This is a genomic window from Acidimicrobiales bacterium (genome assembly GCA_035546775.1).
Classification (GTDB): domain Bacteria; phylum Actinomycetota; class Acidimicrobiia; order Acidimicrobiales; family JACCXE01; genus JACCXE01.
The window spans coordinates 1-22810 of record DASZWD010000030.1 but is presented as its reverse complement, the minus strand read 5'-3'; the positions used below and the strand labels follow the sequence as shown (position 1 = coordinate 22810).

The window sequence follows — 22810 nt, the reverse complement described above, 5'->3', positions numbered from 1 at the left end:
GTCAGTCGGCGCGATGAGCCGTTGGCAAGGTTGCGGCAAGGCCCCTCCGCCACGTTGTCACGGTGTTCGAACTCCGCCTCCTCGGCAGCACCGAGGTCCGCGTCGACGGCGCCCCGGTGCCGCTGCCGCTGCAGCTGCGCCGTCTGATCGCCGTCCTGGCGCTCGCCGGCCGCGGCGGTGCGACGACCTATCAACTGATCGAGGCCCTGTGGCGCCACGACCCTCCCGACAACGCCGTCGGGACGCTCTTCGCCCACGTCTCGAAGCTGCGGCGCTCGCTCGGGCGCCACCGTGGCTTGGTCGTGAACACCCGGCCGGGATACCGCCTCGACGCCGCACCCGATTCCCTCGACATCGTCCGCTTCGAGCAGCAGCTCGCCCGGGCGCGCCAGCTGACGCGCCACGAGGACGCCTCCGGGGCGGCGGACGCGTTCGAGGCGGCGCTGGGCGAATGGCACGGCGACGCGCTGGCCGAGTTCAGCGACGAGGAGTTCGCCCGGGCCGAGGCCACGCGCCTCACGCAGCTGCGCGTCGCCGCCACCCGCGCGCTGGCCGCCACGTGGACACAGATCGGACGCGTCGAGGAGGCGGACGAACTCCTCGACCGGTTGGCACTTGCCGGGCCGTTCGGCGCCGGTTTCACGCTCCCAAGGGGGATGGGTAGATGAAGACGACTCACTGGCGCGCCGCGCTCGCCGCGACGCTGATGATCGCGACGGCACTCGTCGTCATCCCGCTGCGGGCACAAGCCGCACCCGACCAGGGCGTGCTCGACGCCCTCGACATGCTGACGAGCGCGACCGGCATGATCCGCTCGGCCGCCGACATCGCCGACCTCGCGCCGTCGCTGCCCTTCACCGACGCCCGGCCCGCCGACTTGCTGCGCGACCTCGCCGACCGCATCCCGGCGGCCGACGATCTCACCGACGCGTCGTCACTCCAGCGTCAACTCGAACACGCCGATACCACCCTCCACGACGGCGTCGTCGTCCAGTTCGGCTGCCCGCCCGGCGACGACGGATGCCCGACGCCCGTCGTCGTGTCGCTGCCGTCAGCTCCGGGCGGAATGTTGCGCCTCGACCTACCCATCGACGTGTCGCGCCCCGGCCACGGCGACGACGGCACTCCGTCCGGCGACGCCAGCCTCCTCATCCCGGCGGCGACCGACGGTGGTAGCAACATGCTGACCTCGACGACGCGCGACATCGACGTGTCGATGCACTTCGGCACGACGCTGCGGCTGCGCCGCCAGTACGGCGACATGACCGCCGCCGACGGCACGTGGCTCGAAGGCTCCTCCGCGGGGCGCGCCCCCGTCATCGACCTCGGCGCCGACGCCGTGTTCGACCACGTCGACATCCCCCTGCGTCTCGGCATCGTCGACATGGACGCGACCGTCAACGGGCACTCGCACTTCACCGCACCCGTGACGTTGCGCGACCCCAACGGCGACGGCCGCGTCACGCGCGCCGAATGGGAGACGCTGCGGCCGGGCGACCTGTTCAACACGCCCGGCGCCAGCCCGTCGGGCGACGCCGCCCTCGACCTCGACCTCACGACACCCGCGCTCGACGACGGCCCCACCGCCACGCTGCACGCCGCGGGCACGATGACCGACGGCACCTTCACGCCGACGGTCACCGGCTCGCTCGGCGACCTGAGCCGCTTCGACCTCCTGCACGCCGACAACCTGCGCGACGCGCTCTCGAAGCTGGCCGCGATCCTGCGGACCGCCGGCAGCGTGGCCGGCCACAACGTGCCGTTCCTCGGCGACGACCCGACAAGTGGCTTCTCCGGCAACCTCGCCGACGCGACGGGCATCGTCGATCGGCTGGTCCGCGCGCTCGACGCCCAGTCCGTGGTGTGCAACAAGGACGGCGGCGAACCCGTGCCGAACGGCACACCGCTGCCGGCGGGCACGATCCTGCGCTGCCGCGCCGCGATCGCCCGCGCCACGGATGCCATCTCGTCGATCGACTGGCGCGCCGATGGTGCCGACGTCCACGGCGCCGTCGAGGGCACCGTCGGCCAGGCCCCGCTGCACGACGTGCTGGTGGAACTCACGCGCCCCGGCGTCCCCGACGTCCACGTGGCCTACCGCGACGCGGCGGGATCGCACCTCGCCGGCCTGGCGGCGCAGAGCATCAACGAGATGCAAGCGGCGCTCGACACCGCGCACGTGCCGGTGGACCTGCGCTGGGACGCGGCGCACACCGCGCTCGTGGCCAGCCTGCAGACCTCGGCGGCCCATGACGTGGACACCGACGTGCCGCTGGCCGTGGGCGACGTGCTCGCCGGCGACGGCGGCGGCCAGCACGCCAGCGGGCTGGTGGGTCTCAACGCCGACCACGCCATCGCGCACGTGCATCTCACCGCGCCCCAACTCAGCGTCGGGCTCGGTCTGGTGATGGCGCCGCCGACCGGCGACTTGCCCGCCGGCTCGGCGGACCGGGTGATGGTCGTCGACCCCGGCACCGGTCTGCTCAACATCGGCGCCGCCACCGTGACTGCGCCGGCGAACCCCAAGCTCACCGGCCGGGTCGGGTTCCTGGGCGTCGACGCGACCCTGACGAACTTCCGCCTCGGCTCTCCCACCGGCACCAACGCGCTGCACGTCGCGCTCAACCAGCGCACCGGCACCGACTGGCCCGAGGCGTGGCCGCTGCCTGCCCTCGTCGACCGTCCCGCCGACGCCCTGGCGGCGACGATCGCCCTCGGCGCCACCGGCGACCTCGCCGTGGGAGTGCACGCCGGCGCGCACTCGACGTGCCCGGCTTCGACCGACGGCTGCGTCTCGGCGCTCGGCGCCCACGTGAGCTTCGAATGGCCCGACGTGCTGACGGGCGCGCCGGAGATCTCGGGCGACTGGTCGGCGTTCAATCCCTTCCGCACGTACGGATCCGGCGACCCGAAGGTCATGCTCGGCGCCATCCTCGACCAGCTCGACGCGCTCGCCGGCTACCTCGACTCGTCCGAGCTGCGAAAGCCGCTGCCGCTCGTCGGCGTGTCGCCCGCGTCCCTCATCGGCGACATCAGCGACGCGCGCGCCAAGCTCGCCGCGCTGCGCGGCGCTCCGGGCACGACCGCGCCCCAGACGCTGCAGGATCTCGCCGACGCCGTTACCACGGCGCTGCATCTGCCCGCGGGCGCCATCACGCTGGCGATCGAAGACGGCGTGCTGAAGGCGGAGTTCAAGGACGCGCTGGCGCCCGACGCGATCGACGTACCCCTCAGCGCGGCGTTCGGCAACCGCGGCGCGGACGTCTTCGACCTCGGCGGCGCGCTCGTGCACCTTGCGCCGTCGGGCGCGGTGCACTTCGAGGCCGATCTTCCCCTCGACGGCACCCCGCCGTCGCTCGGCGACGCGGGTCTCGAAGCCGGCCTCGACGCCGACATCACCCTCCCCGACCACAGCCACGTCGGCGTCGGCCCGTTCATGCTGCCGATCGACAGCGGCCAGGCCGCACTGGACCTGCACATCGCGGCCGACCCGGCGCATGGCGTCCAGCTGCTGTCCGACGGCGGGGGCGTCGACTGCGGCACGGTCACGAACCATCAGACCATCACCGCGCTCGACGGGCTGGCGTGCGCCCGCCTCGACCTCGGCGCGCTCGGCCAGCTCGGCGCCGTGCTGCGCGACGACGGCCACACCGTCGACGCCAGCGCGCCCGACTTCGACTTCAGCCACCTGACCTTCGACTTCACGACGCTGCTGCAGGGCTTCGACGCGCTCACCGGCACGCTCGGGTCGGCGATGCGGACCGGCCACACGCTGCCCGTCATCGGCGACGCCCTCGACGGCGGCAGCGACGCCGTCGGCAAACTCCAGGCAACGGTGCAGGACCTGCGCGACCAGCTGGCGACGCTCCCACCCGACATGGGCACCATCGAGTCGACGATCGAGACGAAGCTGCCGGGCAGCGACGCCACGTTCTACTGCGGCACCGGCACGTGCCTGTCGCAACAGGACACCAACCTCGTCGACGTCACCGACCTCCAGGTCCACTTCTCCCCGAACAAGCCGATCGACGTCGCAAAGCCGTTCAACCTCGGCCTGCCCGGCTTCCCGCTCTCGACCAGCGGCACCGTGCGCGTGCTCGGTGGCCTCGACGGTGACGTCACCTTCGGCATGAGCCGCGACGACGGGCCCTACGTGTCGTTCCCCCATGGCGCGCCCGCGCTCCACGTCGGCGTGAACGCCGGCCTCGGCACCGCCGAGGCGCCGTGCTCGACGACCGCGCCCGTCATCAAGAAGCTGCCTGGCTACGACAACACCCGGTGCATCCGCGGCCGCCTCGGCCTCCTCACGGCGCAACTGGCCGACGGCGACGGCGGCGTCAACTCTCCCAAGACCAGCATCGGCGTCGACGCGTCGCTCGCGGTCAGCGGCGGCGCCCTCGACGCGGAGAACCGCCAGCGCGTGCCGCTGCGCGACTTCAGCACCCGCACGGTGGACGTCACGCCGACGGTCACCGGCGGCGCCGACCTCAACCTCCGCTTCCGCACCGGCATCGACGGCAACGACGGCCTGCCGTCGCTCGCCGGCCGCATCGACGGGCACTGGTCGCCGACTGGTACGAGGGCGCCGACGCTCAGCCTTGATCAGCTCTACATCGACCCCGGCAACGCCATCGACAAGCTCGCCGGCCCCGTGATCAACCAGCTGAACGACTTGGTCGAACCGATCGTGCCGGTGTTCGACCTGCTGCAGGCGCCGCTGCCCGTCGTGTCGGATCTCCACTTGGTGGACCCGCCGAACCTGCTCGGGCTGCTCGGCAGCGCCACCGACAAGGGCCTCATCGACAGCGTGACGGGGATCGTGGCCGAGGCGCGCGCCCTCACCTCGCACGGCACCAACACGACCCTGATCCCGCTCGGCTTCAACGGTCAACCGGGCACGCTGGGCATCGACACCGCGACCGCCGCCACGCACCCGCCGACCCAGGGCAACGAGACGAGCCTGATCGGCGCGAGCGACATCGGCGTCTGCAGCCTCACCGACGCCACCCTCGTGCCCGGGACAGCGGCGCCGACGTGCCGGCGGCACCACACGGGCGACGTCGGGTTCGGCCAGCCTCCGACGCCGAATCCGTGCCCCACCTCCGACGACGTCCCCGAGAAGCTCGGCGTCACGGGCTTGTCGTTCCCGGTGCTCGACAGCCCGGCGTCGCTGGCGTCGCTGCTCGTGGGCAAAGACGCGACGCTGGTCGCGTACAACCCGCCGTGCTTGCACGCGTCCTTCGGCGCCCACCCGTCGACGACCATCCCCGTCGGCTTCATCCCCGTCACGTTGTCGGTCGGTATCGACCTCAACGTGGCCGGCCACTTCGGCGTCTCCTACGACACAGCGGGGCTCCGGTCGGTCGTCGACGGCGGCAACGTCAGCGGGCTGCTGCGGGGCTTCGCCCTCGACGATCTCCACGGTGACCCGTCGGATCCCGCCGAACTACACGTCGACGCCACGCTGAGTGGCCAGGCGGCCGTCAACGCGTTCGTGGCCAAGGCGGGCATCGAAGGCGGCGTCGGGCTCGGCCTCGACCTGAACCTGCAGGACCCGAACCACGACGGCCACGTCCGCTTCGACGAGCTCGACTCGCGCGGGCCGCTGTGCTGGTTCGACACGCAGTTCTCCGCCTTCTACTTCCTGCGCGCCTTCCTCGAGGTGCACTACCTCGTGGGCAGCCACCGCTCGAACCTCGACATCGTGCCGCGCACCGACGTCCCGCTCACCGACTGGAAGTGCGGACCTGCTCCGGATCTCGCCACGGACCAGCACAACACCAACCCGCACACGCTGAGCCTCAACACCACCAGCGGCGACGACCACATGACGGTCCGTCCGATCGAGGGCGGGCTGCGCGTCAGCCGCGGCGGGCGCGTCGAGGACCACCCCGGCCTGTTCGACGTCGTGACCGGCGACGGCGGCGAGGGCAACGACATCCTCGAGTTCGCGCCGTCGGCCGACGGTCACAAAGAAGGCATGGCGACAGACTTCCACGTCGTGTTCACCGGCGGCGACGGCAACGACACGCTGATCGGGACCGACGGCGCCGACACGCTCACCGGCAACAAGGGTGACGACCACATCGTCGGCGGCGCCGGCGACGACAGCATCACCGCCGACTCCGGCACCACGGGCGATTCGGGCAACGACGTCGTCGACGCCGGTGACGGAGGCGACACCGTCATCGCCGGCCCCGGCGACGACACCGTGCAAGGCGGACCCGGGGCCGACCTCCTGCTCGGCAACGAGGGCGACGACACCCTGCTCGGCGCCGCCGATTCGACGCCGACCTCCACCGAGGTCGACACCGACACGCTCGTGGGTGGGCAGGGCAACGACGTGCTCGACGGCGGGCCCGGCGACGACCACATGACCGGGGCCAGCATCGGTGCCACCGGCACGTCGGTGGTGTGCGGCACGATCGACCCGGCGCTCAGTCCCGATCCCTCCGCGACCGTGCCCGATCGCGACGGCGACCTCGAGGGCATCCAGACGCCCGACGGCAAGACGCCGCCGCGGGGCGACACCGGCTTCGAACTCAGCGGGCCGCCCAACGACGCCGACCAGCCGGCGGCACAACCTCCGCTGCTCGATCCCTCCGACCAGTTCGGCAACGATTCGGTGCGGGGCGGCGCCGGCGACGACCTGCTGGCGGGCGGGCCGGGCGACGACAACCTCGTCGGCGGCGCCGGCAACGACAACGTGTGCGGCGACGGCGGCGTCGACCACCTCGCCGGTGACGACCCCGATGACCTGACCCTTGTCGGCGACGACATCGTCGAGGCCGGCCCGGGCGACGACACCGTCGACGCCGGCCCCGGCTTCGACGACGTGGCCGGCGGCGAAGGGCGCGACCGGATCATCGGCGGTGACGGCGGCGACGTCGTCTTCGGCGACGGCGGCGACGTGCACCGCGACGACGCCGGCAACACGCTGGCGGCGGTGCTGGCCGCCGGGCAGGCATCGGTCAACGACGTGTACGGCCGCATGCGTTCGGTCGGTCTCCCCGGCCACAACGACGACGCGCCCCACGGCGTCGTGCCCGGCAACCCGTCGCCGAGCCTGCCGATGTCGCAGTGCGCCGGCCGCGTCGACCCCGACGCCAAAACCGAAGCGGGCGGGGCACGCTGCGTCGGCGGCGGCGACGGCGGGCCGGGCTTCGCCCAACCGGGTGGGCCGTGCTCACCGTTCCACGACGACCCCTTCGCCGATTGCATCGACGGTGGCGACGGCAAGGACTACCTCTTCGGCGGCGTCGGCGACGACGATCTCGACGGCGGCGACGGCGGCGACGTGATCGCCGGCATGTACGACGACGACGTCGTGCGGGGCGGCAAGGGCGAAGACACGCTCAACGGCGACGAGGGCAACGACACCCTGCGCGGCGGCGAGGGCAAGGACACCCTCGACGGCGGCCCGAGCGCCGACTCGTTGTTCGGCGAGGGCGGCAACGACACCCTCCTCGGCCAGGGCGGCCTCGACACCCTCGACGGCGGCGGCGGCAACGACGAGTACCACGGCGGCGGCGACGAGGACGTGCTCCTCACCAGCCCCGGCGCCGACCTGTTCCACGGCGACGCCGGAAGCGACGTCGTGACCTACGCCGCCGCTCGCGCGGCGGTGTCGGTGACCGCCGACGACCAACCCGACGGCGCCACCGGCAACGACGGCGTCAGCGGCGAGCACGACAACGTCCGCTCCGACGTCGAACAGGTCGTGGGCTCTCCCTTCGCCGACCATATGGACGCGGCGTCGTCGACCACGACATTGTCTGGCGGCGCGGGCAACGACACGCTCACGGCGTCGACCGTCGGCTCGGTGCTCTTCGGCGACGACGGCGACGACACGCTGACCGGCCGCGACAACCGCGACACGCTTCACGGTGGTGCAGGCAAGGACACGCTCGACGGCGGCGCCGGCGCCGACACGCTGCTGGGTGAGGACGGCGACGACACGATCCTCGCCGGCCCCGCGCCCGACCTCGCGCCGATCAACCAGGGCGACGTCATCTCCGGCGGTGCCGGCACCGACACCGTCGACTACTCGGCGCGCTGGCGCGCCATCGACGTCACCCTCGACGGCAGCCCCAACGACGGTCAACTCGGCTACACCGAGCTCACGCAGGTATGTCACATCAACCGCTTCGGCGTGAGGGTGTGCGTGCCGCGAGCGGTGTACGTGGCCCCCGAAGGCGACAACGTCGCGGGCGACGTGGAGATCGTTCTCGGCGGGAGCGGCAACGACACGCTCACGGGCAACCCGTCGGCCAATACGTTGAAGGGCAACGGCGGCAACGACAAGCTCGACGGCCGCGCCGGACCCGACACGCTCGACGGCGGCTCCGGAACAGACACGTGCCGGCGCGACACCGCCGATCGCAGCGTGGTCAGGTGCGAGCGCGTGGTGCGGACTTAGAGCAGGCGCTCGAGAATTGCTGCGGGCTCGGTCGCCCGGGCCGTGCCCGCAGCAACCTCGACGGCGTACGCCGTTGCCGACAGGGCCGCCTGCGCGCCGGCGACGATGCCGCGCCACGCCTCCTCCTCGTTGGGCGGCAACACGAACCCGGCGGCGTCCGACAATGCCTCGATCGCGCCGACGGTGAACGCGACGTCTTCCGGCGACACACCGTCGAGGGCGCACCACGAGCGCAGCACCGACACCAGCAAGTAGTCGTCGGCGTTGGTGACACTGCCTCGCAGTGCGTCGCCGAGCGCGGCCCGCGCCGCCACGTGATCACCCGCCGACAGCTCCGCGAGCCCGAGCGTGCCGATGGCGTAGGCGCGGGCGTTGGCGTCGTCGGCGTGTTCGGCAGCGGCCACCGCGCGCTGCGCAGCCACGCGGGCGGCGGCGAAGTCGCCCACCAGGTGCAGCAGCGACGCCAGGTTGCCGTACACCGCCGCTTGCGCGTTCGGGTCGTCGGCGAGTTCGGCCGCGGTCTCGAAGTACGGGCGCGCCTCGTCGTACCTCCCCTGCTGCGCCAGCAGGATGGCGATGCCGTTCACGCAGCCGGCGACGCCCCGCGTGCTGCCGCGCGCCGCGTAGAGCGGCTGGGCGCGCTCGAGCATGGCCAGGGCGTCGTCGAGGCGTCCGAGCGTTTCGTAGGTGTGCCCGAGGGCGAGCAGCAGTTCGGGCTCGTCCGGGTCGACGCGTTCCAGACGCTCGTAGATGGCCAGCCACTCACGGGCGACGCCGCGCATGTCGGCCCACTCCCACATCGCCGGCGCGATGGCGACGGAGATCGCGTCGTCCTCCCTGACGGCGGAGCGGACGTTGTCGGCCTCGGCGTCGAGCACGCTGAACGAGGCCCCCCGCCCGTCGCGACGCTGACCCACCACCTCCTGCACCCACGCCCGGAAGCGCTGGCGCAACGCGGCGGCATCGGGTTGCTCGTCGAGTAGTTGCCCGCCGCGCACCCGAATCGTGTCGAGCATGCCGAAGCGGTCGTCGGCGCGGGGTACCACCAGCGATTTGGCGACGAGCGCCGGCAGGCGCCCCGCCTCATCCGGCGCAACAAACGCGGCGGCGGCGCTCGAGAATCCGCCCGCAAAGCTCGACAGCGCGGCGTAGAGCCGCCGCTCGTCGGCGTCGAGCAGCTCGACACTCCACTCCAACGCGGCGTGCATCGTCTCGTGCCGCGCCAGGGTGCGGCGACCACCGGTGAGCAGGGCGAAACGGTCGTCGAGCTTGGCCACCACTTGGTCGAGTGTGTTGTCGAGCAGCTGGCCGGCGGCCAACTCGATGGCCAGTGGGATGCCGTCGAGGCGAGCGCAGATGTCGTGCACCTGCTGGGGCGAGCGCGCCGCCGCGCCGGCGTCGCGGCCGGTGGCTCGATCGACGAACAACTCGGCGGCGGCCGACACCCCGAGCGGCTCGACCGGCATCACCACTTCACCGCTCACCCGCAGCGGTTCGCGCGACGTTGCCAGCACGCGCAATCCCGGACAGCGTCCGAGCAGATCCTCGACGAGCTTCGCCACCACGTCGACGACGTGCTCGCAGTTGTCCACGATCGCCAGCACCGACCGGTCCGCCACCATCTCCACGAGGTCGTCGAGGTCGCCGTCGCCCGCGCTCGCGTCGTCGCGCAGCGCCGCTGCGACGGCGGCGGTGACGCCGTCGGGCGACGCCGTCGGCGCCAGCTCGACGAGACAGACGTCGCCGTCGAAATCGTCGAGGCGACGCGCCGCCTCCAGGGCGAGCGCGGTCTTGCCGATCCCGCCCGATCCGACCAGCGTCACCAGTCGCCGGCCTTCGGCGATCCAGCCGTGCAGCGCCGCGATGTCGTCGTCGCGCCCGAAGAACCGGGCGATCGGCGCCGGCAGGTTCGACCGCGTGGCGCGGGCCGCGCGCAGCGACGGATCCTGCTGCAAGATGCGCGCCTCGAGTTCGACCAAGTCGGGAGACGGGTCGATGCCCACCTCCTCCGCCAGCACGGCGCGGGCGGTTTGGAAGGCCCGCAGCGCGTCCGCCTGCCGGCCGGCGCGGTAGAGCGCCAGCATCAGCTGGGCCCAGCCGCGCTCGCGCAGCGGTTCGGCGTCGACCCGCGCCTGTAGCTCGCCGATCAACTCGGCGTGCTCGCCCCGAGCGAGCCGCGCGTCGGCGTGGTCCTCGAGCACGGTGAGCCGAAGTTGCTCGAGGCGCGTCGCCGTCGGTTGCGCCCACGGCGCCGCCGCTTCGTCACCCAACGCCGGGCCGCGCCACTCGGCGAGCGCGCGCACGTAGTCGGCGCTCGCCGCCGCGGCTTCGAAGCGCGCCACGTCGACGGCCTCGGGGGCAACGTCGAGCGCGTAGCCGTCGCGCCGCTGCACGATCGTGTCCTTGCCGACGAGGGCGCGCAGCCGCGAGATCTGCGCGTGCACGAGAGACGGCGCGTTCTCCGGTGGCGCGCCGTCCCACACCACGTCGACGAGGCGGTCGAGCGGCACCACCGCACCCGGCGTCAGCGCCAGCAGCGTCAGGATGCGACGGTGTTGCGGGCGGCTGACCTCCACCTCGGCGCCCGCCACGCGCACCTCCAACGGCCCCAAGAGGCCGATCTCGACGCCCCCGGATCGGTTGCTCGTACGAACGGCCGCAGCGTACCTAGCGGAACCGGATGACAACGGAGTGGCGGGTGTTGTCGTCAAGGTTGATCGTGGCGCGGTAGCAGTGCCCGGCGTAGCTCACCGGCGCGTTCCACCCGAGTTCGTAAGTGGTGGTGTCGCCAGCGGTGTGCAAGCCCTCCCGGATGCCGTACTCGGTGATGTAGCGGGTCTTGGTCAGCGGGCAATCGACGGGCGTCCGCGTCCACGACAGCAGGTGGGAGGGCGCCGCCTCGAAGCTACCGCCGGTCGACTTGTGGAGCCGCCAGCGCAGGGGAACAATCCGACCGGCATCGGCGCCGTTGTGCGCGGCGTGCAGCGGATCGAGGAAGCCCTCGAAGTCGTACACGCCCCGGTAGTGGATGGTCTTGACCGTCGTGTTGCCGAAGGCATCCACCGCCTGGAATCGCAGCGAGTTCAAGCCGGGCACCACCTGGACGCTGCGCACGTCAGTGCGGCACGAACCGGCGGCGAAATACGGCACCGACGCGTCGGTGCACGCCGCGGCCGTGCTGATGATGTCGCCCACCGTGTACGTCGCCCCGTCGGCGGGGGTCGTGCTGGTCAACGTCGGGCCGGCGCCGTCCGCGAAGAACCGGTACGTCCGCGACGTCCGCGCCACCAGGCGGAAGGTCAGACCGGACGCGCTCGTGGAGACCGAGTCGAGGCATTGATCGCTCCACGGGCACGCGTGGACCGGCGAGCCGTCGACGACGGGGTGGACGGTGCGCGCCGTCTGGCCCGGGGGCACGACGGAACTGGCGATCTGGACAGTGACGTTGTTGCCCGCGGGCCCCACCGTCGGTGTAGCCGTCACCGGCAGATAGCCGCCGCCGAGCGACCCCGGTTCGTCAAGGGCGACGCCGATGATGGAGTCGTCGTGACTCGTAATCGACGCGGTGATGGGGAACCACGGTCGGAGCGGAACCGTGCCGGGAGCGCTCACGACCTTGGTGTTGAACGCCGCTTCCCGGAAGTCGTTGGGTAACACGTTGAGGATGTAGTCGAGGTCGTGGTCCTCCGGCTGGGACACGCGCAGGTAATAGGTGCCCGCCACCGCGGGCGTGTAGTGCAGCTCGTCGTAGGGGCCCGCCGCCACCTTCTTACGCGCCGCCTCCGCGACGACGTTGCCGTCGCCGTCGAGGAGCTCGAGGTTCGTGTTGAACGTGTTCGGCGCGAGGAACGCCGTGAGCGGAGAGGCGGGCGCGTCGACGGCGTACACGTCGGTATCGCCGGCACCGCACAGCGTGCCCTGAATCGGCCACGTCTTGGGTAAAGCCGCACCCGTGCCGATGTCTTCGTCGGGTTCGAAGGCATCGCCGCCAAAGGGTTCGCCGCACGGCGTCAGGATGGCCGACACGTCGACGGTGTAAGGACGACGACTGTCGGGCAACGAGCCGAAGGCGCGCATGTCGTAGGTACCGGTCTTGGGCACGGCATACACGAAGTGGGACTCGCCGTCGCTCTCGAGGTGCTGCAACAACCGCAGCTTCCCGTCGTAGTCGGTGAGCGAAACCTTCGGGGCGTTGATCGCCTCCTTGACGTCGACCTGCACCAGCGAGCCTCCGACGAACTCGCCGTCGTAGTACTCCGTCTCGCCCGGGCAGTGCACGGCGTCGACGTGCGGCGCCAGCGGCGCGCGCTTCGATCCGGTGTTGGTCAACGCGTCGTCACTGCAGCCACCGGCCGTCAGCGTGTACTCGATCGGAGCGGAAGACGGGTTGGTGACCCGCGCCGCGTACTCGCCGTCGGCCGTGGCCTTGCGGCCGGCGTTGGCTGGTATCTGGTTCCCCGCCGGGTCGTAGAGCTGCACACTTGGCGCGCTGCCGCCGCGCAGCGACGTCGCCTGGGCACTCACGATCTGCCCGGCGCGCACGTCGAAGATGAACCAGTCGGCATCGTTCGGACAGGCGATGGCGCGCACCGCGTCGTGCATCGGAACCGCGAACTGGAATGTGTCGTTGGGCTCGTAGACGTCGTCGGGCGGACACGTCTGCACCCGATCGAAACGCTCGACGGAGCCGGTGAAATCCACCGTGTAGAGGCTGCCGTTGCCGGGCCCAGCGGAAAAGTCCGTCGCCCCGATATTGCCGGCGATGAGCTGGATCGTCGACGGATCGGGCACGAGCCGGTTGCCCGGGCCCGCGGGTGACAAGCGCATTGCCCAGATACATCCGGCATAGGCGTCGCTCACGAACACGGAGTTGCGAAACTCGGGCCCGAGGCCGAGCGGCGGAAAGGCGATCCCCGAAATCACGCTGCCGTCGCCGCAGCCGGGCACCGGCGGGACGTCGTGCGCGTATTGATACGCCGGCGCGACGGCGGCGCCGCTCGCGTACAGCTGGTTGCACAAGGCGTTGTTCGCGGCCTGCCACTTGGGCTGCGGAGCGGCGCCCTCGTAGCACGGCCAACCGAAGTTGCTGAGCGACGCCGTGGGTTGCGCGATGGCGTTGATCTCTTCCCAGTCGTCCCAGCCGACGTCAGCGCTCCACACCTCGCTGGTGCCCGGCAGCTGCGCGAGGCGGAAAGGGTTGCGCAGGCCCATCGCATCGACGCGTCGATTGCCGACGACGGGGTCAGCGGCGCGCGGGTTGTCGGGCAAAGCCTCGCCGGTCGCGGGGTCGACGCGCAGGATCGTGCCGTCGTAGTCGACCGGATCGTTCGGTGTCAGCAGATCCTGGGCGCGCAGTGAGCCTCCCTCGGAGGTCACCGGGTCGGGCGTTTCGCCGACGGCCCCCGGCGGATCGCCACACACGTTCTTCGGTTGGGGGCCGTCGGGATCGTCACCGCCGTGCTGACCGACGTCGATCGCGCTGCTCTGCCAGCTGCCGCCGTCACCGCCCCCGACGTAGAGCGCGCCGTCGTTGCCGTAGAGCAAGCCGCCGCCGGTGTGGCTCACGAACTGCTGGCACCACATACCGTCGATCAGCGGGACGGTCTCCTTCACCTCCTTGGTCACGGGGTCGAGCACGAGCCGCCACAACGACGCGGTGCTGACGCAGCCACCCCCGTCTGGGTCCTTGCCGGGGCAATTGTCTTCGCCGTCGTGGATCCCGCCGGGACCCCAGTGGGGCGCCTGCCCGCCGGGCGCCGCGTCCTTGGCGAAGTAAATCCACACCCACGGCTCGGCGGGCCAGTTCGGGTCGACTTCGAGTCCGAGCAGGCCGCGGTCGGCGGAGTAGTGCACCTCGTTCTCGATGTCGAGCACCGTCTGCGGCTCATGCGCATCGTCGAACCACTTCAGTACGCCGCGCTGCTCGGCCACGAACACGGTGCCGTCGGCGGCGACGCGCACGGCCGTCGGATGCGTGAAGCCCGTCTTCACCGTGGACAGATGCAGTTCACCGACGGGCAAAGGCCCGGTGGGCGGCAGCACGACCCCGCCGCCAGTGTCCGTCCCCGGAGGTTGCGGATCGTCGGCCCGGGCCGCGACCACAGGCACCAAGCCAGCCGTCAACAGCGCGATGAGCAGACCCGTCCACCAGTACCGCCGCATGCCCGTCCCCTTGATCGATCCGATAACGGGGGCATCGTCGCAAGCGGACCTTGCCGCAACCTTGCCGCGCGGTCAGTACGAACGCGGCAGGCCGAGGACGTGCTCGGCCAGGTAGTTCAAAACCATCTCTTGGGAAATGGGGGCGATCTTCATGAGCCGCGCCTCGCGCCAGTAGCGGCCGACGTCGTACTCCTCGGCGTAGCCCATCCCGCCGTGGACCTGCAGGGCGCGGTCGGCCGCGTCGAAGGCGGCCTGGGCGGCGAGCAACTTGGCGCTGTTGGCCTGCTCGGCGCACGGCAGCCCGTGGTCGTAGCGCCAGCTCGCCTCGCGGATGACGAGTTCGGCGGCGCGCAGGTGCGCGTGCGACTCGGCGAGTGGGAACGCCAGGCCCTGGTTCTGGCCGATGGGACGGCCGAAGACGATGCGCTCGTTGGCGTACTGCACGGCTTTCGCGATCGCGGCGCGCCCGGTGCCGAGCGCCTCGGACGCGATGAGGATGCGCTCGGGATTGAGGCCGTCGAGCAGGTACTTGAAACCGCTGCCCTCGTCGCCGATCCGATCGTCCTCGCTGACGAAGAGGTCGTCGTAGCGCACCTCGCACGACACGACAGCGTTGCGCCCGATCTTGTCGATGGCGCGGATGTCGACTTCGGGCTTCTGCAGGTCGGCGAGAAACAAGGTCATGCCGTCGGTGCGCTTCTGGCATTCCTCGAGCGGCGTCGTGCGCGCCAGCAGCAGGACCTTCTGGCACAGCAGCGCCTTGGTCGTCCACACCTTGCGGCCGCGGATGAGGTAGCCGCCGTCGGTGCGCCGGGCGCTCGTGGTGATCGACGTGGTGTCGGTGCCGGCATCGGGTTCGGTGACGCCGAAGGCGACGTGCAGCGACCCATCCACCACCTGCGGCAGGTACTTCGCCTGCATCGCCGGCGAGCCGTGCTTGACGATCGGGTTCATGCCGAAGATCGACAGGTGCAACGCGCTGCACCCGTTCATCGCCGCACCCGACGCCGCAATTTCTTCGAGCACGATCGACGCCTCGGTGATGCCTTGGCCCCCACCGCCGAACTCTTCGGGGATGGCGATGCCGACCCAACCGCCCGCCGCCATGGCGTCGTAGAACGCCCACGGGAACTCGTGGTCGTGGTCGGCCTTGCGCCAGTAGGCGTCGTCGAACTTCGAGCACACCCGGCGCACGCCCTCGCGGATGGCGTCATGGGTTTCGTTCGGAGCGAAGTCCATGCGCGAACCTAACCCTTGTGACCACGATGCTCGAAGGTGCGCGCGGCGTCCACTTGGCGGCCGACGTCGGCGGACCCGAGGACGGGCCGACGGTCGTGTTGCTCCACGGCGGCGGCCAGACGCGACACTCGTGGCACGGCACGTGGCAGGTGCTCGTCGACGCCGGCTGGCGCGCCGTCTCGCTCGACCTGCGGGGCCACGGTGACAGCGAATGGCCCGAGGACGGCGACTACTCACACGTGGCCTTCGCCGAAGACGTCGTCGCCGTTTCGCGGCAACTGCGCACGCCGCCGGTGCTGGTGGGCGCGTCGCTGGGCGGCTTGGCATCGCTGCTGGCGGTGGCCGAAGCACCACGGCAGGAGGACGTGGCCCGCGCCCTCGTGCTCGTCGACGTCGCCCACCGCATCGAAGGTGCCGGCCGCGACCGCATCATCGAGTTCATGACGGGCCACCTCGACGGCTTCGACACGCTCGACGACGTCGCCGACGCCATCCAGGCCTACAACCCGCACCGGCCGCGCCCGACCGACCTGTCGGGCCTCAAGAAGAACGTGCGCGAGCGCAACGGCCGCTGGTACTGGCACTGGGACCCGCGCTTCATGACCGGCATGTTCCAAGGCGTCGACGAGACGCGCACGCGCCTCGTCAGCGAGGAGCGCCGCGAGGACGCGGCGCGCGCCCTGCGCATCCCGGTGCTGCTGGTGCGCGGCCGCAGCAGCGACATCGTGAGGGAGGAGACGGCCAATCAGTTCCTCGCCCTCGTGCCCCACGCCGAGTTCGCGGACGTCGCCGGCGCCGGACACATGGTCGCCGGCGACCGCAACGAGGTCTTCAACCGCGCCATCCTCGACTTCCTCGGGCGACACCGGTAGGACCCGTGGCCGACGTCATCATCATCGGCGCCGGAGTCTCCGGGCTCTACGCGCTGCACCGCCTGCGTGAGCGCGGCATCAGCGCCCACGTGTACGAGGCCAACGACGACGTCGGTGGCACGTGGTTCAAGAACCGCTACCCCGGCGCCCGCTTCGACTCCGAGAGCTACACCTACGCGTATTCGTTCTCGCCCGAACTGCTCGAGGAGTGGGACTGGTCCGAGCACTTCGCCGCCCAGCCCGAGACGCTGCGCTACCTGCAACACGTCGCCGACCGCTTCGACCTTCGCCGCGACATCACCTTCGGTCGCCGCGTCACCTCGGCGATCTACGACGACCGCCGCGCCGAATGGACCGTCACGTTGGACGACGGCTTGACCGACACAGCGCGTTTCGTCATCGGCGCCATCGGCGTGTTGACCGCCGCGCCCAACCCGCCGCCCTGGCCCGGCGTCGCCGACTTCGCCGGCACCGCGTTCCACACCACCGACTGGCCCGAAGGCCTCGACCTGACCGGCAAGCGCGTCGCCGTGATCGGCACGGGCGCGACTGCCGTGCAGTTGATCCCCGAGGTGGCGAAGGTGGCGAGCCACCTCACCGTCTACCAGCGGACACCGAACTGGTGCGCGCCACTGGGCAACGCGCCCATCACCGCGGAGGAACAGGCCGACCTCAAGGCGCGCTACGGCGAGTTGTTCGAGCGCTGCCGCACCACCTTCGGCGCCTTCGTCCACGACGCCGACCGGCGCAAGGCGCTCGAGGTCAGCGCCACCGAACGCGCCGAGTTGTTCGAGCGGCTGTGGGCCGAGCGCGGCTTCGCCATCTGGATGGGCAACTTCCGCGACACGCTCGTCAACGCGGAAGCCAACAAGCTCATCAGCGACTTCGTGGCCGACAAGATCCGCGCCCGCGTGCACGACCCGGCGCTCGCCGAGAAGCTGATCCCGACCGACCACGGGTTCGGCACCCGGCGCGTGCCGATGGAGACCAACTACTACGAGGCGTACAACCGACCGAACGTCGACCTCGTCGACCTGCGGGCCACGCCGATCGAACGCATCACCCGGGACGGCATCGTTACGAGCGACGGCGAGCGCGCCTTCGACGTCATCGTCTACGCCGTCGGCTTCGACGCCATCACCGGACCGTACGACCGCATGGACATCCGGGGCCGCGACAGACGCACCCTGCGCGACGCGTGGGCCGACGGACCGCGCACGCTGTTCGGGCTCATGACCGCCGGGTTCCCGAACTTCTTCATGGTCATCGGCCCGCAGCAGGCGGGCGGGTTCTGCAACATGACGCGCTGCATCGAAACGAACAGCGACTGGATAGTCGACCTGATCGATCACGTGCGCGCCCAGCACAAGCAATCGGTCGAGCCGACCGTCGAGGCGCAGGAGGAGTGGAACGACGAAGTGATCGCCAGCGCGGAGCGGATGCTGTTCACGAAGGTGCCGTCGTGGTTCACCGGAGCCCGCCGCGCCGGCTTCGACGGCACGCTGCGTAACTCCCTGGTCTACGTCGGCGGCGTGCCGGCGTTCAACGAGCGCTGCGCACAGGCGGCGAGCAACGGCTATGCCGGTTTCGTGATCGTTTGACAGGGCCGTTCGGCCCTGTCTCCCCGTAGACAGCCCGGGGTACCGTCCTTCATATGAAGACTGCCGGAACGACTCCCAGCGGCGGCGTCGACCTCTCCGATTGGAAACACCTGATCGACGGCCCGTTCCTCAGCGTGTACGTGCCCACCGAGTCCGCCGTGGCCAACGCCACCCCGCGTTCGGACGCCGAGTGGCGGACGCTGCGCACCGAGCTTTTGGCCCAGGGCGCGCCGGAAGACGCGCTGGCGCACGTCGACCCGCTCGTACCCGACGCTCACCTGCGCGGCGAGACGCTGGCGGTGATCGCCACGCCCGACGGCGTGCAGGTGGTCGACTATCTCCCGGAAGCCGTACCGGCGCCGCGCGGTTCATGGGGCCCCGTGGCCGACCTCGTGCCGATCATCAAGGCGCGCCAGAGCCGCATCCCGTTCGTGACTGCGTGGGCCGATCACGGCGGCGCCGACGTCACCGGTTATGGCGCCCACCGCGTGATCGAGAAGACCGCCGGCGACGGCGACCCGATGCCGAAGTCGGCACCCGGCGGCTGGTCACAGCCGCGCTTCGCCCACCGCGCCGAGAACGACTGGGCGAAGAACGCGGCCGACGCGGCCGAGGAAGTGCGCAAGATGGCCGAGCGCGTCGACGCCCGCACGATCATCGTCGGCGGCGACGTGCGCGCCACGCACATGCTCGCCGATCATCTCCCCCGCGACGCTGACGTCCACATCATCGACCCGGGCCGGGCCAACGACGGATCAGAGGAGTTCCGGGACGAAGAAGTGCGCCGGATCGTGAACACCGCCGTGGCCGAGGACACCGTCGCCGTCCTCGAGAAGTTCAAGACCGAGCGAGGTCAGCTCGACCGCGCGGTCGACGGCATCAACGCCACCGCCGACGCGCTCAAGCGCGCCGCCGTCGATGTGCTTTTGGTGCACGACGATCGCGACTTGCTGGCCGACGGCGCCGGCATCGTCGACAACCTCGTCCACGACGCCATCGCCACCGGAGCCAGCGTGCGGGTCATCCCGGCCGCCGGGCCCGTCGAAGGCGGCATCGGCGCCATTCTTCGCTGGGCATAGCTTTCGCTAGAGTCGCCCCATGGCGAATGAATGGGGTCCTCTGGACGCACTGGCAGGCGATTGGGAAGGCACGGGCGGTCTCGACACCGCGTACTCCAACTCGAAGGGCGAGGTCATCGCCACGCCGTATCTCGAGAAGCTGACGCTCAAGCCGTTCGGCCCGGTTGACAACGGCAAGCAGTCGCTCTACGGCCTCGACTACAAGACGGCCATGTGGCGCGACGACGAGGAGAACCCGTTCCACACCGAGGTCGGCTACTGGCTGTGGGACTCGGCCACCAACGAAGTCCTGCGCGGCTTCGTCGTGCCCCGCGGCATCACGGTGCTGGCGGGCGGTACTGCGGCGGCCGACGCCAAGTCGTGGACGATGCACGCCAAGCAGGGCGACCCGCAGTACGCCATCGGCGAGAACAAGTACCTCGCCGAGAACGCGGCCACCGTCTCCTACGACCTCACGATCACGGTCAACGACGACGGCACGTGGAGCTACGAAGAGTCCACGGCGCTGCGCATGTTCGTGATGGGCGGCGAAGTGTTCGCCCACACCGACGCCAACACGCTCAAGCGCGTCGGCTAGCTCGTCTTAACTGCCGCGGCTCTGGGTGTTGCCGTTGTTGGCGGCCACCCCGGGCTGAGGCCCTCCGTCGTCGAAGTTCGGCTGCGACGACACATTTGCGGTGTTGGCGGTGGTACTCGAGGTGGTCGTCGCGCGCGACGACGAGTGGAGACCCACGTAGCCCGTGATGGCGACGAGCGCCGCCACGCTGGCACCGAGCGTCACGTCACGCGCCCGCTGAGCGGGGTGCTGCCGTTGTGTCATGCAACTGACGGTATGCCGGCGCGCGCGCAAAGTGGCGAGGTTCGCCGCGAACCCGCATCCGGCACTCCGCGAACTCACAGCTTGCGGGCTGAGCATCACCGCATGCACGAAGCCGGGTTCTCCGCCATGGGCAGCTACGCCCACATCATGGTCGTGGGCGCACCGCGCCCGCTGCTCGCCGCCGCCATCGAGCGGGTCGAGGATCTCGAGGCCAAGTGGAGCCGGTTTCGCTCGACGAGCGAGGTGTCGCGCCTGAACGAGCTGGGCTCGCTCGACGTATCGGACGACACGACGCTGCTCGTCCGCCGCGCCATCGAAGGGTGGCGGCTGTCCGAAGGATGGTTCGACCCGACAGTGTTGGGCGACGTGCTGCGCGCCGGCTACACCCGCACCTTCGCCGAGGTGGCGGGCAGCGGCACCAGCGGCCTCGCCCGCGGTTGCGGTGGCATCGTCGTCGCCGGACATCACGTGGCTTTGCCCGCCGGCGTCGGTTTCGACCCGGGCGGGATCGGCAAGGGCCTCGCCGCCGACATCGTGCTCGCCGAACTCATCGCCGCGGGCGCCGCCGGCGCGTGCGTGAATCTCGGGGGTGACGTCGCCGTCGCCGGCGTCGCCCCCGACGGCACCGACTGGACCATCGACGTGGTGCACGAGTGGCGCCCCGAGCCGGTGTGCCGCGTCGGGCTGCGCACCGGCGCCGTCGCCACGTCGACCACGCTGCGGCGCCGCTGGCACACCGCGGCCGGCGACGCCCATCACCTCATCGATCCCCACACCGGCGTCCCGTCGGCCAGCGTCGTGAACACCGCCTCGGTCGTCGCCGGTCATGCGTGGATGGCCGAGGTGCTGGCCAAGACGTTGCTGCTGCGCGGCGACGGGTTCGGTACCGTCGTCGGCCTCGGCGTCGAAGCCTTGACCGTCGACGACTCCGGCCGCGTGGCAACCACCGCGAAGTTCCGCCGCTTCCTCGCGACACCGCCGCCGACGCAACTCGCCTACGCCAGCTGAGTCAATCCCAGGCCGCGGCCAGATCCTTCGCCGTCGGCGACACGGGAACAGCATCACGTTCGGGGGCGGTGCGCAGCAGGCGGTCGCCGACGTCGCTCGTCACGCCGAACCAGTAGTGCTCGTTGCGGAAGTGGTGATTGCGGTGGTTGCGCCAGATCGTCTTGTAGTACCAGCGGCGCGGCCGGTACTTCGAGTGGATCAGGAAGTGCGTCCACTCGTAGGCGAGCAGCATGAGGTAAGCGAACGCCAGCGTGGTGTACGACGAGGGCTTGCCCTGTCCGAGGGCCACCGCGATGATCGCGGCGGTCGGCAGCATGATCGAGACCACCCGCGTCGGCAGCAGCACGAGCGAGACGCGCCGCGGCGCCTGATGATGCTCGCGGTGCTTGCGCGCGACATACGGGTCGAGCATGCGCCCGGCGATCGTGCGGGGGCGGAAGTGCAACAAGACGATGTGGACCGTCCACTCGGTGAACGGCTCGAGGGCGGTGATGATCACCGGACCGAGCAGGTCGCGCCAGCCCCAGCCGCCGAGCGTGGCCCGATAGACGACGGCGGCGGTCAGCGCCAGGATGATGAGGCGCGGCGGCGTGTGGCGCAGGAACAGCCGGGCGTGGCTCGCCAGGCTCTGCGAGTCGGGATACTCGTAGGTGGTCGCCGTCATTTGACGAACTCCTCGGGCAACTGCGCCACCAACCCGGTGAGCGCGGCGCTCGACGCCGCCAGCAGTTTGCGCGCTGCGGCTTCGGCGGCTTCGGGCTTGCCGTCGCGCACCGCCGTCAGCAGGCGGCGGCGACCCTTCACGTCGTCGAGCTCACTCGTCAGGTAGTCGGCGACGAAACCGGCGACGGGCTCGAACGACGCCCGCAGGCTGTTGTAGGCGAAGCGGTAAGCGATGTTGTCCGATGCGTCCACCAGCGCGTCCCACAGGTCGAGGTTGACGTGGCTGCGACGGACCGCCGGCACCGATCCGTCGTCGAGCACCGCGGCGGCGTCGGCGACGCGCGCCAGATGCTCGGGCCGCGCCCGTTGCGCGGCGAGCCGAGCGACGTCTGGACCGATGGCGAGGCGCATCTCGATCACGGAGCGGATCACGCTGCGGTCGACCTTCCCATCGGCGGACAGCACCAAGCGCGGCAGCAGGTGCAGCGCCCCCGTCTGCCGGAATTCGCGCACCCGCGTGGCGCCGCCGTGCTGGATCGTGACGAGGCCGTCTTGCGCCAGCCGCTGCAGCGCTTCGCGGACGGCTTGCCGGTTGACGCCCAGCAGCTCGGTGAGGGCTCGTTCCGCCGGCAGGACCTCGCCGGGCACGAGCCGGCCGTCGAGGATCTCCGCCGCCAGTTGTTCGTAGGCGCCGTCGACCACCGACCGACGCGCCACCGGTGCCAGGTTCACGCGGCCAACTGTAGCCAGACATCAACTGGTCTGACCAGTCGACGAACTAGACCGCGACGATGTCGATACGGCTGTCGATGCGGCGGATGTCGTCGGGGTCGGACGTGATCACGCGCAATTCGCGTTGGCGGGCGGTGACTGCCACCGACGCGTCGGTGATGTCGTTCGTGCCGGTCGTTCCGCAGAGCTGGCCGACTGTTCGGGCCCCGAGGTCG

The 22810-nt window shown here is 70.9% G+C and carries 13 protein-coding genes; 7 read left to right on the top strand and 6 right to left on the bottom strand.

Going from position 1 to position 22810, the window contains the following annotated elements:
* Window positions 1–62: 62 nt before the first annotated feature.
* Window positions 63–668: a BTAD domain-containing putative transcriptional regulator gene (locus tag VHC63_05880; protein ID HVV36114.1), complete on the top strand. Its 606-nt coding sequence runs from the start codon at window positions 63–65 to the stop codon at window positions 666–668.
* Entirely contained in the window at window positions 665–8419 is a 7755-nt protein-coding gene (locus tag VHC63_05875; protein HVV36113.1) for a calcium-binding protein, read from the top strand. Before VHC63_05880 ends, VHC63_05875 begins: the two co-directional genes overlap by 4 nt.
* Here VHC63_05875 and VHC63_05870 read toward each other — a convergent pair.
* The 3 genes from VHC63_05870 to VHC63_05860 all read right to left on the bottom strand — a co-directional run bounded on the left by VHC63_05870 (window position 8416) and on the right by VHC63_05860 (window position 15820).
* Window positions 8416–11010, bottom strand: coding sequence for a BTAD domain-containing putative transcriptional regulator (locus VHC63_05870; GenBank protein HVV36112.1), 2595 nt, complete (start codon window positions 11008–11010; stop codon window positions 8416–8418). The two genes, VHC63_05875 and VHC63_05870, sit on opposite strands and share 4 nt — an antisense overlap.
* Before the next feature lie 76 nt (window positions 11011–11086).
* Complete coding sequence (locus VHC63_05865; GenBank protein HVV36111.1) at window positions 11087–14581, bottom strand: PQQ-dependent sugar dehydrogenase; 3495 nt, start codon at window positions 14579–14581, stop codon at window positions 11087–11089.
* A 72-nt stretch (window positions 14582–14653) separates the two neighbouring features.
* Window positions 14654–15820 (bottom strand): acyl-CoA dehydrogenase family protein, encoded by a 1167-nt coding sequence (locus tag VHC63_05860; protein HVV36110.1) that lies wholly within the window; start codon window positions 15818–15820, stop codon window positions 14654–14656.
* A gap of 26 nt (window positions 15821–15846) precedes the next feature.
* Between VHC63_05860 and VHC63_05855 the strand changes: the two genes are divergently transcribed.
* Genes VHC63_05855 through VHC63_05840 form a run of 4 tightly spaced genes read left to right on the top strand, consistent with a single transcriptional unit; the run spans window position 15847 to window position 19949 of the window.
* Window positions 15847–16692, top strand: a complete 846-nt coding sequence (locus tag VHC63_05855; protein HVV36109.1) for an alpha/beta hydrolase — start codon at window positions 15847–15849, stop codon at window positions 16690–16692.
* A gap of 5 nt (window positions 16693–16697) precedes the next feature.
* Window positions 16698–18293, top strand: a complete 1596-nt coding sequence (locus VHC63_05850; protein ID HVV36108.1) for an NAD(P)/FAD-dependent oxidoreductase — start codon at window positions 16698–16700, stop codon at window positions 18291–18293.
* Window positions 18294–18346: 53 nt separating this feature from the next.
* Window positions 18347–19372 carry a Vms1/Ankzf1 family peptidyl-tRNA hydrolase gene (locus VHC63_05845; protein ID HVV36107.1) on the top strand — a complete coding sequence of 342 codons (1026 nt, stop codon included), beginning with the start codon at window positions 18347–18349 and terminating at the stop codon, window positions 19370–19372.
* Window positions 19373–19391: 19 nt separating this feature from the next.
* The gene (locus tag VHC63_05840) at window positions 19392–19949 is read left to right on the top strand and encodes a heme-binding beta-barrel domain-containing protein (GenBank protein HVV36106.1); all 558 of its coding nucleotides are present in this window, start codon (window positions 19392–19394) and stop codon (window positions 19947–19949) included.
* Between the two features lie 6 nt (window positions 19950–19955).
* Here the strand turns inward: VHC63_05840 and VHC63_05835 are convergent, their stop codons facing one another.
* Window positions 19956–20192, bottom strand: a complete 237-nt coding sequence (locus VHC63_05835; GenBank protein HVV36105.1) for a hypothetical protein — start codon at window positions 20190–20192, stop codon at window positions 19956–19958.
* 102 nt (window positions 20193–20294) lie between these two features.
* Here VHC63_05835 and VHC63_05830 point away from each other — a divergent pair, with 102 nt between their 5' ends.
* Window positions 20295–21200: an FAD:protein FMN transferase gene (locus VHC63_05830; GenBank protein HVV36104.1), complete on the top strand. Its 906-nt coding sequence runs from the start codon at window positions 20295–20297 to the stop codon at window positions 21198–21200.
* Window position 21201: 1 nt separating this feature from the next.
* On the opposite strand, the gene VHC63_05825 is transcribed toward VHC63_05830, so the two are convergent.
* Both VHC63_05825 and VHC63_05820 read right to left on the bottom strand, forming a co-directional pair.
* Window positions 21202–21864, bottom strand: a complete 663-nt coding sequence (locus VHC63_05825) for a sterol desaturase family protein (protein ID HVV36103.1) — start codon at window positions 21862–21864, stop codon at window positions 21202–21204.
* Window positions 21861–22595, bottom strand: coding sequence for a GntR family transcriptional regulator (locus tag VHC63_05820; GenBank protein HVV36102.1), 735 nt, complete (start codon window positions 22593–22595; stop codon window positions 21861–21863). The genes VHC63_05825 and VHC63_05820 overlap by 4 nt, the downstream gene beginning before the upstream one ends.
* Window positions 22596–22810 lie beyond the last annotated feature (215 nt).

Coding starts and splice junctions, on each gene's coding strand:
- VHC63_05875 (HVV36113.1), top strand. CDS start 665: ATGAAGACGACTCACTGGCGCGCCGCGCTCGCCGCGACGCTGATGATC.
- VHC63_05845 (HVV36107.1), top strand. CDS start 18,347: ATGAAGACTGCCGGAACGACTCCCAGCGGCGGCGTCGACCTCTCCGAT.
- VHC63_05835 (HVV36105.1), bottom strand. CDS start 20,192: ATGACACAACGGCAGCACCCCGCTCAGCGGGCGCGTGACGTGACGCTC.
- VHC63_05840 (HVV36106.1), top strand. CDS start 19,392: ATGGCGAATGAATGGGGTCCTCTGGACGCACTGGCAGGCGATTGGGAA.
- VHC63_05830 (HVV36104.1), top strand. CDS start 20,295: ATGCACGAAGCCGGGTTCTCCGCCATGGGCAGCTACGCCCACATCATG.
- VHC63_05825 (HVV36103.1), bottom strand. CDS start 21,864: ATGACGGCGACCACCTACGAGTATCCCGACTCGCAGAGCCTGGCGAGC.
- VHC63_05860 (HVV36110.1), bottom strand. CDS start 15,820: ATGGACTTCGCTCCGAACGAAACCCATGACGCCATCCGCGAGGGCGTG.
- VHC63_05855 (HVV36109.1), top strand. CDS start 15,847: ATGCTCGAAGGTGCGCGCGGCGTCCACTTGGCGGCCGACGTCGGCGGA.
- VHC63_05865 (HVV36111.1), bottom strand. CDS start 14,581: ATGCGGCGGTACTGGTGGACGGGTCTGCTCATCGCGCTGTTGACGGCT.